The 15,748-nt window shown below is 58.0% G+C and carries 8 protein-coding genes; 6 read left to right on the top strand and 2 right to left on the bottom strand.

Going from position 1 to position 15,748, the window contains the following annotated elements; all coding sequences use genetic code 11:
- The first annotated feature begins 27 nt into the window (after positions 1-27).
- From A8710_RS04015 to A8710_RS04000, 4 genes are all read left to right on the top strand, one after another.
- Positions 28-1,530, top strand: a complete 1,503-nt coding sequence (locus A8710_RS04015) for a leucyl aminopeptidase (protein ID WP_068858223.1) — start codon at positions 28-30, stop codon at positions 1,528-1,530.
- Between the two features lie 7 nt (positions 1,531-1,537).
- Positions 1,538-1,969, top strand: coding sequence for a DNA polymerase III subunit chi (locus A8710_RS04010; protein WP_157686275.1), 432 nt, complete (start codon positions 1,538-1,540; stop codon positions 1,967-1,969).
- 1 nt (position 1,970) lies between these two features.
- On the top strand, positions 1,971-2,789 hold the full coding sequence (locus tag A8710_RS04005; protein ID WP_068858222.1) for a hypothetical protein: 819 nt from the start codon (positions 1,971-1,973) through the stop codon (positions 2,787-2,789).
- Positions 2,790-2,855: 66 nt separating this feature from the next.
- Positions 2,856-5,696, top strand: a complete 2,841-nt coding sequence (locus A8710_RS04000) for a valine--tRNA ligase (protein ID WP_068858221.1) — start codon at positions 2,856-2,858, stop codon at positions 5,694-5,696.
- Positions 5,697-5,752: 56 nt separating this feature from the next.
- On the opposite strand, the gene A8710_RS03995 is transcribed toward A8710_RS04000, so the two are convergent.
- Both A8710_RS03995 and A8710_RS03990 read right to left on the bottom strand, forming a co-directional pair.
- Positions 5,753-11,092, bottom strand: coding sequence for a Calx-beta domain-containing protein (locus A8710_RS03995; RefSeq protein ID WP_068858220.1), 5,340 nt, complete (start codon positions 11,090-11,092; stop codon positions 5,753-5,755).
- Between the two features lie 127 nt (positions 11,093-11,219).
- Positions 11,220-11,915: a TetR/AcrR family transcriptional regulator gene (locus A8710_RS03990; RefSeq protein ID WP_082968645.1), complete on the bottom strand. Its 696-nt coding sequence runs from the start codon at positions 11,913-11,915 to the stop codon at positions 11,220-11,222.
- 116 nt (positions 11,916-12,031) lie between these two features.
- Here A8710_RS03990 and A8710_RS03985 point away from each other — a divergent pair, with 116 nt between their 5' ends.
- Positions 12,032-13,423: a GDSL-type esterase/lipase family protein gene (locus tag A8710_RS03985; protein ID WP_068858218.1), complete on the top strand. Its 1,392-nt coding sequence runs from the start codon at positions 12,032-12,034 to the stop codon at positions 13,421-13,423.
- 1 nt (position 13,424) lies between these two features.
- The gene (locus A8710_RS03980; RefSeq protein ID WP_068858217.1) at positions 13,425-15,740 is read left to right on the top strand and encodes a TIM-barrel domain-containing protein; all 2,316 of its coding nucleotides are present in this window, start codon (positions 13,425-13,427) and stop codon (positions 15,738-15,740) included.
- Positions 15,741-15,748: the final 8 nt, after the last annotated feature.

Below are 15,748 nucleotides of genomic sequence, written 5' to 3'. Positions count from 1 at the left end.
AACCCTGCATTTTGTCTGGAGAAATTCATGGATCTTGCCGTTGCTGCTGTCGCCCCTGCCGCCCTTGCATTGGATAAACACCCGGCATTGATTGTGGCTGTCTCAGGAAAAACCCTCAGCGCCGGCGCTACCGCCCTAGATGCCGCCTCGGAAGGTGCTCTAGCCATGGCACTGGCGCATGCCGGCTTCGACGGCAAGGCTGGCCAGACGCTACCGCTGTACAGCCTACCCGGCATCAAGGCCGGTCTGGTGCTGGTCGTCGGCACGGGTGCACTGCCGGACAGCGGCGAGCTGTCATTGCAGGTCTGGCACAAGGTTGCGCTGGCCAGCGTGAAAGCGGTTCCGGGCAAAATCGGCAAGGCGCTGTCGACGTTGGCCGAACTGCCGGTGGCTGGCAGCTCGCTGGCCAGCCGCATCAGCGACCTCGCGCGCTTTGCGCTGGAAGCAAGTTATCGCTTCGATAACTACAAGTCGAAGAAGCCGGAGGCTGGCGATTTGCTCGCCAGGCTCACGCTGGCCATCGCCGACAAAGCCGAGCTGAAAATCGCCAAGGATGCCTTGATCTGGGGCCAATGCATCGGCACCGGCCAGAGCTTCGCCCGCGACCTCGGCAACCAGCCGCCGAATGTGGCCTACCCCGGCTATCTCAGTGAGATGGCGCGTGCGCTCGGTGATGACGGCAGCGTCAGCGTGGACGTGCTCGGTGAAGCCGAGATGCACAAGCTCGGCATGCACTGCCTGCTGTCGGTATCGGCCGGCTCCGCGCACGAAGCGCAGCTGGTGACCATGACCTACAACGGTGGCAAGGCCAAGGATGCCCCGGTGGTGCTGGTCGGCAAGGGCATCACTTTCGACACCGGCGGCATCAGCCTGAAGCCGGGTGCCGGCATGGACGAGATGAAGTACGACATGTGCGGCGCGGCCTCGGTGCTGGGCGTGATGGCGGCGATCAAGCTCGCCAAGCTCAAGCTCAATGTGGTCGGCGTGATCGCCTGCGCCGAGAACATGCCATCGGGCACGGCCACGCGCCCCGGTGACATCGTGAAAACCATGTCTGGCCAGACCGTGGAAATTCTCAATACCGATGCCGAAGGTCGCCTCGTGCTCTGCGACGCGCTGACCTATGTGGAGCGTTTCAAGCCGGCCGCCGTGGTTGATATTGCCACCCTCACTGGCGCCTGTGTGGTCGCACTCGGCAAGGTCGCCTCCGGCCTGTTTTCAACTCAGGATGCCCTGGCTGACGAACTCCTCGCGGCGGGCCAGCGTGTCGATGACCGTGCGTGGCGCATGCCCGTCTGGGACGATTACCAAGAACTGCTGGACTCGCCTTTTGCTGACATCGCCAACATCGGCGGCCCCACGGCCGGCTCCATTACGGCAGCCTGCTATTTGGCACGTTTCACTAAGGCCTATCCGTGGGCACATCTGGACATCGCCGGCACGGCTTGGTTGAGTGGCGCGCAGAAGGGCTCGACCGGTCGCCCGGTGCCGCTGCTGTTGGAATTCCTGCGCGCCCGCGCGGCTGTCTGAGGCGCACGTGGAAATCACCTTCTATGTGCTGGCAGCGGACGCGCCCTTGTCGGCACGCCTGACCACCGCCTGCCGGCTCGTCGATAAAGCCTGGCAACAGAATCGCAAGATCCTGTTGCAGGCGGCCAGTCGTGCCGAAGCGGAAGCGCTGGATGAGCTGCTCTGGGCCTTCAAGGCCGAAGCCTTTATTCCTCATCACTTGGTCGGTGACGGCCCCACGCCGCCACCGCCGGTACGCATCGGCTGGGACGCACTGCCCAGTGACAGCCGCGACATTCTGATCAATCTCAGCGCCGACATTCCCGCCGGTTTCGAACGTTTTCAGCGTGTGATCGAGATCGTCGCCGGTAGCAGCGAGGAGCGCGAGCAGGCGCGTGGGCACTGGAAGGAATACAAGCGTTTAGGCTATGCCGTTCAGGCTCATGAGTTGAAAAGCTGAGATGAACTGGCTCGCCGTGTTGTCGCCACTCAGTGCTTGGTTGGTCATGCTTGCATTGAGCGCGCGTGCTGCGGGTGAGGCCCGCCTGCCGTTTCGTGAATTACTGACGCTACGGCACGTGTTTTGGGCCTACGCCCTGCCCACGTCGTTCATTTTGCTGCTGCAATTCCTTGCATTCATCGACCATTTGGCAAGCCTAGGATTGCTCATTTGCCTCTTGTCGGGCTGTGGCACCTCAGGCGCCGCCCTTGCGCGTAAGACCGGCACGGCCTCGAGCAGCGTCGTGGCACTCATGGTGGCCAGCGCCGCGATAGCGATTGTGACCCTGCCATTAGCCACGTTGGTCTTACTGGGAGGCCATGAGGCCTCCATCAGCGCCTTTGTGGTTTTAGCCTCACTGATTTTGGCGCAATGGCTGCCCTTCCAACTCGGGCTGGCGTGGTTTCAACGTCACCCCGTCTCTCCCAGTCTGGCAGCCAATCTTGAGCGCATGGCCTCACTCTCAGTCTTAGTGCTGATTGTGCTGATTGCCTGGCGTGAACTTCCGCGCCTGCCCGATCACCCCCAAATCGCTGCTGCCGCTGCAGGGCTGGCAATTTTGCTGGGGCTGGTCAGCCACCAAGCCACAGTACCGCATAAAGGCCTAAACAGCATGGTCGTTATTCGCAACCTCACCGCCGCCACGCTGGTGGCCAGCCAACTCACCGTTGCTGAGACGGTGATGACGGCGCTCTGTGCCTTCGGCGTGGTGATGTATCCGGTGGCACTTCTGCAAGTTTGGCGCGCCGGCGCCACACGCAACGCCAGCACCCCGCTATAATCGGCGTTTTCCACGCTACCTCGCTGTGCATGCCGGGGTAGCCGACTAGTTTTTTGCGAGATCATGATGGAACCGACTTTTAACCCCGCCGATATCGAAAGCCGCTGGGCCGAGCGCTGGGAAGCCGAAGGCTGCTTTAAGCCATCAGGCACTGGCACGCCCTACTGCATCATGATCCCGCCGCCGAATGTCACTGGCTCGCTGCACATGGGTCACGGCTTCAACAACGCCATCATGGATGCCCTCGTGCGCTTCCACCGCATGCGCGGCCACAACACGCTCTGGCAGCCGGGCACCGACCACGCCGGCATCGCCACGCAGATGGTGGTGGAGCGCCAGCTCGCCGCCAACGGCGTCAGTCGCCACGATCTCGGCCGCGACAAATTCCTCGAGAAAATCTGGGAATGGAAGGAACAGTCGGGCGGCACCATCACCAACCAGATTCGTCGCCTCGGTTCGTCAGTGGACTGGTCGCGCGAGCGCTTCACCATGGACGCCGGGCTGTCGAAGGCCGTGCAGGAAGCCTTTGTGCGCCTGCACGAAGATGGCCTGATTTATCGCGGCAAGCGTCTGGTGAACTGGGATCCGAAGCTGCACACGGCCATCTCTGATCTGGAAGTGCTTTCGGAAGAGAAGACGGGCTCAATGTGGCACTTCCGCTACCCACTGGCGTCGGGCAATGGCCATCTCGTGGTTGCCACCACGCGTCCGGAAACAATGCTGGGTGACAGTGCCGTCGCCGTGCATCCGGACGACGAGCGCTACCAGCACCTCGTTGGCCAGATGATCCGCCTGCCGGTCACCGGCCGCCTGATTCCGATCATCGCCGACACCTATGTGGACAAGGACTTCGGCACCGGCTGCGTGAAGATCACGCCGGCGCACGACTTCAACGATTATGAAGTCGGCAAGCGCCACGACCTGCCGCTAATCAACGTCCTTGACCGCAACGCAGCCATTCTCGCGACCTTCGAAGTCATGGCCGGCGGTACGTTCGCGCCGCTGCCTGCCGAGACCTGCCCGGCCGCTTTCGCTGGCCTCGACCGTTTCGTAGCGCGCAAGCAGATTGTGGCACTGGCGGAAACCGAGGGCTGGCTGGAAGAGATCAAGCCACATGCGCTCAAAGTGCCGACCGGCGATCGCTCCGGCGTGGTCGTGGAGCCTTGGCTGACAGACCAGTGGTACGTGAAGGCCTCCGTGCTTGCCAAACCCGCGCTGGAAGCCGTCGAGGACGGTCGCATCAAGTTCGTACCCGAGCAGTACCAGAACATGTACTACGCCTGGATGCGCGACATTCAGGATTGGTGCATCTCGCGACAACTCTGGTGGGGCCATCGCATTCCGGCCTGGTACGACAACGAAGGTCGCGTCTATGTCGGTCGCCATGAAGCCGAAGTGCGCGCCAAGCACGGCCTCGCCGACGACTTCGCGCTGCGTCAGGATGACGACGTGCTCGACACCTGGTTCAGTTCGGCGCTGTGGACTTTCTCCACGCTCGGCTGGCCGGACAAGACGCCGGACCTCAGTACCTTCCATCCGACTAATGTGCTGGTCACTGGCTTCGACATCATCTTCTTCTGGGTCGCGCGCATGATCATGATGACCATGCACTTCATGAAGAATGAGGATGGCACGCCGCAAGTCCCGTTCAAGACTGTCTATGTGCACGGCCTCGTGCGCGATGGCGAAGGCCAGAAGATGTCGAAATCCAAGGGCAATGTGCTTGACCCGCTCGACATCATCGACGGCATCGCGCTCGATGACCTCGTGGCTAAGCGCACCACCGGTCTCATGCAGCCTAAGATGGCCGAGAAGATCGAGAAGGCAACGCGCAAGGAATTCCCGGAAGGCATCCGCGCCTTCGGCACCGATGCCCTGCGCTTTACCAACTGCGCGCTGGCCTCCACCGGTCGCGACATCAAGTTCGACATGAACCGAGTCGAAGGCTATCGCAACTTCTGCAACAAGCTCTGGAACGCGACGCGCTATGTGCTGTCGCAGACAGAAGGTCAGGATGTAGGGCTCGATGAGTCGCTGCCGCTGGCGCGCTCGGTGGCCGACCGCTGGATCATCTCGCGCCTGCAGGAGACCGAGGCCGCCGTCATCGCCTCAATGCAGGAATACCGTTTCGACCACGTCGCTCAGACCATCTACGACTTCGTCTGGAATGAGTACTGCGATTGGTATTTGGAGCTGACCAAGCCGGTATTAGCGGAAGGCACAACAGCCAGCGCCGATGAGCAGCGCGCGACTCGCCGTACCTTGGTGCGTGTGCTCGAAACCATCCTGCGCCTGACTCATCCGCTGATGCCGTTTATTACCGAAGAAATTTGGCAGCGCGTTAAGCCGCTGGCAGGCGTTGAGGGCGAGTTCCTCATGCTGGCGCGCTTCCCAGAGCCTGATTTGTCACGGGTAGATGCCGACGCAGCAACCGAAGTGGCGTGGATTCAACAGGTCATTGCTGGATTGCGCAACATCCGTGGCGAGCTCGGCATCTCACCGGGTAAACCGCTACCGCTGCTGGTCACCAATGCCTCAACGGAAGACGCCGCCCGCCTCAACCGCCAAGCCGCGCTGCTACGCTTCGTGGGTCGCCTCGAAAGCATTAGCGTGATTGCCAGCGAAGCCGAGCTGCCACCCGTATCGACCGCACTCGTCGGTAACATGACACTGGGCGTGCCCCTGGCCGGGCTGATTGATGTGGCCTCGGAGGTCGCGCGCTTAGATAAAGAAATCGCCCGACTGGCGCAGGAAGTCGCCCGCGTTGAAGCCAAGCTCAGTAATGAGTCTTTCGTGGCGCGCGCACCGGCTGATGTCGTTGCGAAAGAGCGCGAGAAAATCGCGGATAACCAGCGCGCTCAAGCGGCACTGGCGGCACAGCGCGAGAAAATCGCGGCACTCGCCTAAGCATCAAGAAGCCGCTGCGTGGGGCATGATTTATGCCCCACGCAGGCTGCGACGACTTACTGCATCCACGGTCTAAAACTGCACTGCTCGCAGAAGCGCGTGTCTCTACCCGACTCGTCAGAAATGTAGGGAAACTCAGACTGATACGTACGACGCCACGGCCCATCGGTAACGCGGAAGGCATTCGAGCTCAGTGCATAACGCGTGGCACCGCCTGGGCAATCCATCGGCATGATGTTGCTGAGCTGATGGTCGAGCAGATCCGGTAGTAGCGCACGCAAACCCGTTGCTGCGCGGCCGGGCAAGTGATCGGCTGGGGCGGTCATCACATCCTGAATACAACCGGTGACCTCGAAGCGATACAGGCCCAGAGGCGTACTACCCATACGCGCAGGGAAGGCTTTAAAGGCCTCAAAGTTGGCCGTCCACTCCCAAGCAAATTGACCTGCATAGGTAGACACCATGCCCGGCAAACCTTGCGGCCAATGCACGCGCGTTTGCACTTCACCGGTCATGTCCGCAAACGCTTGCCAGCTCTGGCAACTACCTGCATTTTCCTGAACACAACGCGAGACCGTGACGAAAGGATTATCGACTTGGGTATTGCCCCCACGCCAACGGAAGGTAGCTGCGCTAAAGAGCGGAATCGTGCTGGGCTGACGCACCGCTTGCGCCGGCCCCTGGTCAGCGGGCAATGCCGCCAGCCAGGCATCGTAGGCAGCACCGGTGACTTGGCCCAACGCCAACGATTGCGCCTTTTGACGCACTTCATCCACTTGCGCCAAGGCATCATGCGGCTCGGCCAATAACTCAGGGCCACCTTTCATCGCGCCAGCCATTTGCACTAGTCGAGTCACCATATAGTCCGCGGTATGCGGGCCGTAACTGGTTAGCGCTTTACGGTAGCTGTCACGGCTCATGAACTCTCGATAGCTCACCGTATAGCCGACATAATCGCCGGCATGACCAATGCCAACCGGCAATGCATATCCGCGTTGAGGTGGTAGCTCCGTGCGACTGAAATTGCCCCAAATACGGCGTGTATCTGCGGCCTCGGCATTCGCTACCAAGACATTCTCCACACGATCCCAACCTTGGGCATCGTTATGAATTTGCGCACGCACGCGATCGCGTCGGCCTCCCTCGTTATCTAAGACGCCGGGGATGTTGGTGGGGAACTCACGGACATCGTAATATTTATCACGTTGCAAATCGCAGGCAGCGGCATAGCGTGAGTCGCGGGGGAGCAAACCCTTATCTTCTGCGACACAATACCAATCAAAGCCGGCATACATGTCGTCCGGCACTTGGTTCAAACGAGACTCCAAATTCAAAATAAGATCAGCCTGAGCCTCGCAAGCACAGGAGGCCAACAAAACCTCCCCAATACGAAAGGCCTGAAGATAGATACGCAAATTCTCTTCAATACCGGTATAAGCGGTGGCATCGTAATGGTCGGGCAAGGGAACACCTTCGGCCTTCAGCGTGGCATAGACCAATCCGAGCTGGCCACTTAGCGGATTATCGCCGGGGAAGCCATAGCGTCCACAATCTGGCAACCCGGTTATGGGCACCCCCACATCACCCTCTACGGTCGTCTTGGTACTGCAATTCGACACCGCAGGGTATGGGTGCGACAGCGGTCCAGGAACTTTCGCATTGCGATAATCCACGACAAAGTCGCTGCTTAATTTCACCGTACCTTCGTTACGGCCAATGGTATGCCAGGCCTTCAGAACATCATCGGCGAGAAAGCGCACGGCACGCTCCACCTGCGCATAGCCTTTGTGATTCCAATCACGCACCACGCCTTGGCCTGGCGCACATTGCGAGTCCCGTGCGCCCGAGGGCGCATGACGACCACACACTTGGCCATCATCGGCAATGAGCTGCTCGCTATTGCCCGAGGCTTCCGCACTGCCCACATCGCCCTGACTAAAGACCAAGGGAACACCTGCCTCACGATCCACAAATCGCTCCAACGCCGCGAGAAAGTCGGCGCTATGCAGCTTGTGGGTATCTAAAGACTCTGGGTGCTCACCCCAGTTCATCCAAATCGCCAAAGGCTTAGGTGCTTGCGGATTAGACATATCGTCCAGACGCATCACGGTGAGGCCAAGATCACCGTACTCCAGCGGATAACCTGCCGGCGTGCCGTCATTGGCTACTGCCAATCTCACCACATTACCTTTGAATATCTTGTGGCGAACCTCCGTGGCACCCATGCGCGCCGGCACTAGATTGGTTTCGGCCTGCAAAATGGCGGAGGCCATGGCACGTGCTTGGCGCTCAAAGAAACGCGGGTCAAAAATATCTTGGAAAACCCAGACACCCCAGGCCGGCGTAGCAGAGTAGGACGACGAGTGATTGTGCGTCACCATGTGTAGAATTTGCTCGTAGCCGACCTGCGAACCTGCGGCTTGCAAGAGCTGGCCAACGCGCCGCAGCAATGCATCTTGCGCTAAATAATTGTCGGTCTTGATAAGCGCAATGCGCTTCTTATTAACCCCTTCCAACACAATGGCACGCGCCGTTAAGCGCGACTGCACACCATAACTGGACTCTTTAGCCTTATGCGTCAGGAATGGGTCAATGTCGCCACCACTTAAGCCATCTGGCTTATCGGTGACATCGCAATACTGGCCAGCGCAGTAACCAACATCGGGCGTCATATCCACGACGGCAACACCGGCCCTAGCCACATCACCAGGTGACACACCCGTCAACAAATTGCTCAGGCCCGTCGCCGGGTCCTCACTGACAAACGCAGCCAAGCCGGAATTCAATAACTCACTCCCGGCTTGTATGGCGTGACTCAGTAATGTTTGGACACCGCTCACCACCCCATTCCATTGCCCGGAAATGGCTGCTTGGATCGTATTCAGGAGATCCACCAGCGCATCTTGCACCATGCCCATCAGACTGACAGGTGCCGAGCGATCAGCGCCCACAGGTACTTGAGCGCCCACCGATTGGGAAGGTGATAAGACATCGTCCGTGGCCGTTAACAGCTGGCACTGTGGCGGCAGCTCACCGGCGGTGAAGCCGATGCGCGCGCTGGCTTTCTGAATCGAGCAGGCCACATGATCGCCAATATGAGGCGATGACATAAGCACAAAATGATCCGGGCAAGAGCCCTCATCCATTAAGCGCCCCGCCTCATAGCCTAGGGGCGAAGTAATGGGGCTTAGTACATCGCGACCGTTGCTTTCAAACTCGCCCGGCGGGCAGAAAAAGTACGTCGCACCTTGGGCGACGACCTGATCATAACTACTGGCCGGCCCCATATAGCCGAGGAAGTCATTCGTGGCGCCTAAGAAGAAATGCATTTGCGCCCCGCCTACCCCACCGGCGTCACGCAGCTGTTGCTGAGCATTTGGGAACTCTTCGCCGGGGGCCGTGCCGAAGAACAAATCGCCAATACGGAATGCGCCCGCAAACGTACCCAGAATATTACCGTTGAGGAACGGCGGCAAAATAGCGCGATCAATGCTGGCCTGAGTATCGGAGGGGTAGCCGCGTCCAGGAATGCCAACAAAGGGCGCATAGTTGCCAAAGAAAATGGGGTTCGTCACGGTTTCACGAATAAACCATTCTGCGCTCGCGATGCGGTCTCCCTTTACGCGCACAAAGGGCGTCACCCCTGCCACCACGGTCATCGCGGACTCGCTGTGATAAAGCGAATCAAGGAAATAGCGCAGACGCGCACGGGCCGATTTTTCCCGCGCTAAATTACGTACAGTGCCATCGCCTTCATCATTTTCAGACTTGAAGTCGGTGCGGCCCAACGTACCCACGGTAGCCAAGCCCACGGCACCATCTTTATCCAACATGGCGGCGGCCCAACCGGTCCAGTCACCGGAAAAAACAGCATCGCCGGTGTCGTCGAGCACCGTGGCATGAGGCGAATAATTAATAAATGTGGCAATACGCGCCCCAGTGTCGGGATGACGCGCCTCCAGGACACGAAACTCGTCATCAACCCACTTATTAGGGTCGAAGTTGTACAGCGACTTCACCGTGCAGCGCGGCAACTTAGACTTTCCGAGGTTCGCGTTTGCATCAATAAAATACTGGGCAGGACAGGCAATTTTGTCGCCATCAATCGCCCCAACATACAGCTCAGCGGGCTGACGCTGCTGCCACGCTTGTTTGGCAGCCGTCAGCATGTCTTGCTGGAGTCGGCTGTAGAAACTGGCTGGCACGCCACCCCAGATACCAATGGTGTCTGGGGCACGATGCGAATGGTCCGACTGAATAAAGATCCGGTCCACGGGGATGCCCAAAGCCTCAGCCAAACGCACTCGCGTGTCATAGAGGCCAGGACGCTTAAGCACACGACCATCGGTGGTCACTTCATCTTTATAGGCCGCGAAAACACCAATAGCGCTGGTCGTGATGATGACGACCGACTGCTCTGGCTCAGTGGCAATCGCCTCGCGGCTCACCACCATCGCACGGGTAAACAGCGTGTCCTGGCCTCCAATCGCATTGGGTCGAGACGCCGTGGCATACCAGCCGCAGAAAATGCCATAGCCGCCGGTGCATAAGGATTCAGTGGGCGTGCTATCCACACGAGAGGCACCGACTTTAAAAGGCGACTTCAGGTCGTCATTACGGATCGTGATATCCGCACGATCTTGACCCGCTTCGGCAACCCCACCAACGACCTCTAGAATTTTGACGGTGAAGGATTCATCGGGCTCAAAGCGCCCATCGCCACGAACATCAAAAGGCACCGCTACCGAGAGCTGGCCCGCAGGGATGGTCACTGAGTCACTGACACGCCCGACATAATCTGCCAAATCACCCGTGCTAATAGCTGACTCATCAAGACTGGTGAACTTGACCACAGTGGCTTGATCCAACACCTCTGCTAACCGAAACGTTGCCACGGCCTGCGTTACGCCACGCTGACCTTCAGCCACCGATTGGCCCAGCACACTCACCCGCGCTTGCGCTTGGTCGTCATTGAGTAAGGTTAGGACTTGAGTCGACATCGATAGGGTGGCTTGTTGCGGCTCGGATAACCGCAACGTCAAAGTTTCATCGGGCTCAACAGTGGTATCACCGAGAATGGTGAGATTGGCCGTAGCTTCGGTTTGCATCGTCGCAAAGGTCACGACCGTGTCCAGTGCCTGAAAATCTTGAGCGGTCGCGGTGTTCGGCAACGCCTGAAGGCGCACGGAACTCGCGGCAGATAGGTCTTCGCCTTGGCGCCGAAGTGTGAGTGCCAGAACGCGAGGGGCATCCCCCTCTGGCACAGCCGCAGGACTGACCTGCAATGTTATCGTGGGCAACGTACGTGAGCTGGGAATTTTGACGGACGAATCTTCGCCACAGGCGACTAAAAAGGCAGTAGTCAGCCACAGGCATGAGCTCAGAACATGGCGCATGACATTTCTCTTTATTATTTTTATTACCGGCTTTTTTGACCGGCTGTAATGTCAGTTTAAAGCGAAAGCCACTAAGCCGCCAGCTTAAAAAATATACGGAGAAATTCGCTTGCTGCTTCGTGACGGCTTACGAGGGAACGACCCAGCCCTTGACCCCCAAACTCGTGCCTATACCTGCCATGATCCGCTCCATTCCTTCAATCAGCTCCTGCTCGGGCTGCTTAAAGTCAGTCGCAATCCAACCATGACAGAGATGAATAATGGCGCCCACCATGCTTTTTGCCATGATATTGAAGACAACATCTGAAGGAGCGCCCTGCACCAACAGGGGACGCGTAAAGTCGATTAATAACTTCACGAAGTCGTCATAGCGCTGACCAAAGACGTGACTTAACTGCCCGCGAACCGACATCGCCTCAATCATTAACAGGCGGCCTTTATCAGGATGTCGTTTCACAAAACCAAAGGTTGCAGTTAGCCCCGAGCGAACCAACTGGCGCGCATCCTGAAGATGCGGCAGGGTCGCGATCAAAATAGTTTGCAAAAACTCTTGGGTGACTGACTCATAAGCCGCCGTGAGCAAACCTTCACGACTCGAAAAGGCCTCATAAAAATAGCGTTTGGTGAGCCCCGCCTCCGCGCAAACAGCATCAATGGTGACCGTCGCAAAACCATCGCGGCCAATCAGAACCACACCCGCCTCGATCAGTTTATTCCGTCGTTCAAGCTGGCGCTGTGTTGCCGCCATGCCCGCATAAGGACGCCCCTGTTTGCCAGTAGCTGCGGTTGTTTCAGATGCCGAATCAGTCGTGGGCGAAGTCATAACGGCTACATAAAGGAAGTTGACACTGGAAAGTATCACATTTATTCTGACACTTCAGCGTATCAAATAAGATTTAGCGGCTCATCCCATAAGAATAAGAAGGTATTCAAGCCACCATGACTTCTCACGTTTCAACGTTCGGCTTGCTTGCCTTCCCTGCACTGGCGTTTGCATTACTAACGGCATGTAGCGACCGTCCCAGCCAACAGGAGTCGGCCAACAATCGTCCTGCGTCATCGCTCGAGAAGCCCTGCACGCCGGTCTCCGATACCCACGAGCAGCACATCGTGACGTCCTGGAAAAATGCCCCCAGTGACGCCCTCATTACCCACCCGATTTCTGGCCTCTCGGTGCGCCAGTCCTTCGCACCTCACTGGCCAGGACAGACTGTTCGCCTTCGCATCACCAATCGTTATTCTAGCCTGCCGGTAGAGCTGGATCGTGTGCATGTTGCACGCGAACGCGCGCCTGGCAGCGCCGATGTCATACCAGACAGTCAGTGCTTGCTCACATTTGATGGCCAATCCAAAGTCACCCTAAAGCCTGGTGAAACGCGCGTCAGTGATTGGACTCATTATTCGATTACCCCATTTGAGCGCATTAGCATTAGCTTTCATGCCCCAGGCCTCACGCCACAAGTCACGCGCCACTTGGGGGCAAATGAGTTCGTTTATCTCAGCACACCCGGGGATCATGCCGCCGATGCCAGTGGCGCCGCCTATCAGCAATCACCCGAAGGCTATACCAGCAACTTCCTGGTCATTGAAGCTCTAGAGGTGCTGAGTCGCCCGAGTGTAAAAATACTGGTCGTTGTGGGGGATTCGATTACGGATGGCTCCGACTCCACCACGAGCTTTCTCGGCAACCAAGGCCAAGGCATGACCGCCACCGATCAACGCTATCCGGATCATTTACAGCGCCGCATTCTCAAAGCCGGGCTTCCCATTGCTGTGGCCAATGCCGGGATTGGCGGCAACGAACTGCTTAATGATGGCTGGTTGCCCCAGTTTGGCCCCGCACTCGTGAAACGACTGGATACGGACGTTCTGCAAACCACCGGCGTAAGCCATGTGTTGCTGATGATCGGCACCAATGACTTTGGCAACCCCCATCTTGGCGCGGCCCCCACCTCTGCAGAAATGATTGCGGGCTTGAAATCCGTTGTGGAACGCGTGCAAGCGGCTGGCCTAAAAATTGTGCTGGGCACTATCCCGCCAGCCGAAGGCAGCGTCTGGGATGGCCTTCCCGTTTTAGGCGCGACCCCTTTGCATGTGCAAATCCTGCACGGCACTGCAGAAGCGCGCCGGGGCCGTGATGAAACCAACGCGTGGATTCGTCAGCAAAAATTAAGTGACGGGGTAGTGGATTTCGAGGCTTGCCTGAGTGACCCAGACCGGCCGGGCTATCTAGCACCTCAATACAACAGTGGCGACAACTTGCACCCCAGTCCACTGGGCTATGCAGCCATGGCCGATTGCGTCAATTTGAATTTATTTAGCGGAGCTTAAAATGATGCGCCCTTCCTTCCTTGCAACCTTGCGGCCAAAAATACGATCCACGCGTTGGTCGCTGCTACTTTGTGCGTCACTACTTCCCTTCGCTTTAAGTTCCTGTAATAGCGAAAAAGAGACCGCTGCCAGTCGCCAAGCCGCTGCGTCGCAGTTGGTCATGGGTGAGCAAATGCTCACGCTCAAGTCCGCGTCGGGTCGCGTCGAAATTGATCGCAACCCCCTGCAAGTCCGATTTTTTAATGCGCAAAATGCCTTGGTGCTTAAACAGGCAAGCTCCCCCGCTGGCCCGTTGCAACCCGGGCTTGTACTGGATCAACCCGCAGGCGGCAATCTGATTCCAGACCAACTCCTACATGCCCCATTCAGTTTTTTGCTGGGCGCCTCCGTATCGCCGCAGTTACGCGCCACGCCGTGGGTAGGGAACTACATTACTCAAGCTCTGGTCGGCGTTCAGTTTCACGGCACCCAAGTCACTGCGGCGAAGGCCATTCCTCGTGGCGTTGAACTCACCATTGCCACCAATGACCCGACGGGTCGCGTCATTACCGCACGCATTGTTGAAGACGAAGCCTCCAGTTTCGCAGTCAGCGTCTCCGTCACGCCTTCTGCCGGCGTCGCATTTATCGCCGACAGCTTTGTCCTGAAAGCGGATGAATCCTTTCATGGTTTTGGCGGCCGCCACAACGCGGTAAACCAACGCGGCAAGTCGTTAACCAACTTCATTCAGGCACAAAATGTGGGAGCTGGGCCCGCAGCGCCTGTTGCCGACCCACTCTCCGGCAGCGGCAATTCGTTCATGTTTCCCTCCGGTGAAGACTCGGCCTACTACATTTCCACGGCCTTTGCGTCCACGGGCGGTTACGGCTTCTTTTTGGATAGCACCAAACCCTCGCGCTACAACCTGGGCGCTGCCAACCCGAATGCGTGGCAAGTCAACACCCTTGGGGCTGAAATGACCTACCTGGTCATTCCCGGTAGCCTGCCCTCGATTGTGAAAAGCCTGTCGAGCATTCAAGGGCGGCACCGCGTGCCCGACCCCGCCGACTTGGGCCCAACACTGTCCCGTGCCGTGCGCGTACTCTCTGCCGAGGCCGATACCGCCGAGACCTATGAAGCGAAAATACGCGACGACTTAAAGCGCATTGACGCAGACAAGTTGCCGATTAAGGGCTACGTATTTGAAGGCTGGGAAATTCTCCCGCGTGAGACCAGCCGAGAGATCATCCAAACATTGCATAAACGCGGCATTCGAGCCTATTTGTATATTCGCAACTATGTGGGCATTGACCCCGCCAATACCGAGCGCCAAGAGACATTTGTGGAGGCGATTACCAACCGTTATGTCACCACCGACCGCTTGGGCCTGCCCTATCTCTTTGGCACGCCCTTTGGTGGTCTCGGAGCGGCTATCGACTTCACTAACCCAGAAGCAGTGAAGTGGTGGCAGGGTCGCATCCGTGAAATGGTTCTGGATCTCAGCGCCGATGGCTTCATGCAAGACTTTGGCGAACACATTGCGTTGGATATGCATTTTCACGATGGCAGCACCGGCGAAACCATGCATAACCACTACCCCACGTTATTCCATAAAACCACGCGTGAAGTGCTGGATGAAGTCGAGAAAAAAACAGGGCGCAAGGTATTTTTCTGGACTCGCGCAGGTTACTCCGGTCGCAAAGGCAGCTCCGCCTATGAGTCGGCCAACTTCCCTGGCGATGAAACCAGTGACTGGTCACGCGCCTCTGGCATCGCCTCGCTCACCACCGACATGTTGAGCCGAAGCGCGACAGGCTCCTATGGTTTCAATACCGATATTGGTGGCTACTTTGACTACCATGTAGGCGCTGCTGATGCGGAGTTGTTTACCCGTTGGTCATTCTGGGCCGCGCTATCGCCCGTTTTCCGAGTGCATAACTCATCCAGCAATGGCGTGCGTATGCCATGGTTCTACGGTGACCAAACATTAGCGCATTGGCGCAAAGCGGCAGATTTACACTTGGCCGCAGCGCCTCTCATTATGCGTTTGTGGAAGGAAGCGCAAGAGACCGGCATTCCGCCCACACGCGGCCTCTGGTTCCACTACCCAGACGACGCCCGCGCACGCTCTGAGGACCAACAATGGATGCTGGGGCCGGATGTCATCGTTGCGCCGGTTGTTACTCAAGGCGCGGTCACGCGAAAGGTCTACTTACCTAAAGGCTGCTGGCAGCATGTGGAAACCAGCCGCGAATTTAAGGGTCCCGCCGATGTCACCGTACCGGCACCGCTCAATTCTTTGCCCTACTTTTTTAAATGTGGCACTAAGCCGTTCTAGAGGGAACG

This window comes from Perlucidibaca aquatica, from assembly GCF_001676655.1.
GTDB classification, from domain to species: domain Bacteria; phylum Pseudomonadota; class Gammaproteobacteria; order Pseudomonadales; family Moraxellaceae; genus Perlucidibaca; species Perlucidibaca aquatica.
This window is presented reverse-complemented; position numbering and strand designations above follow the sequence as displayed.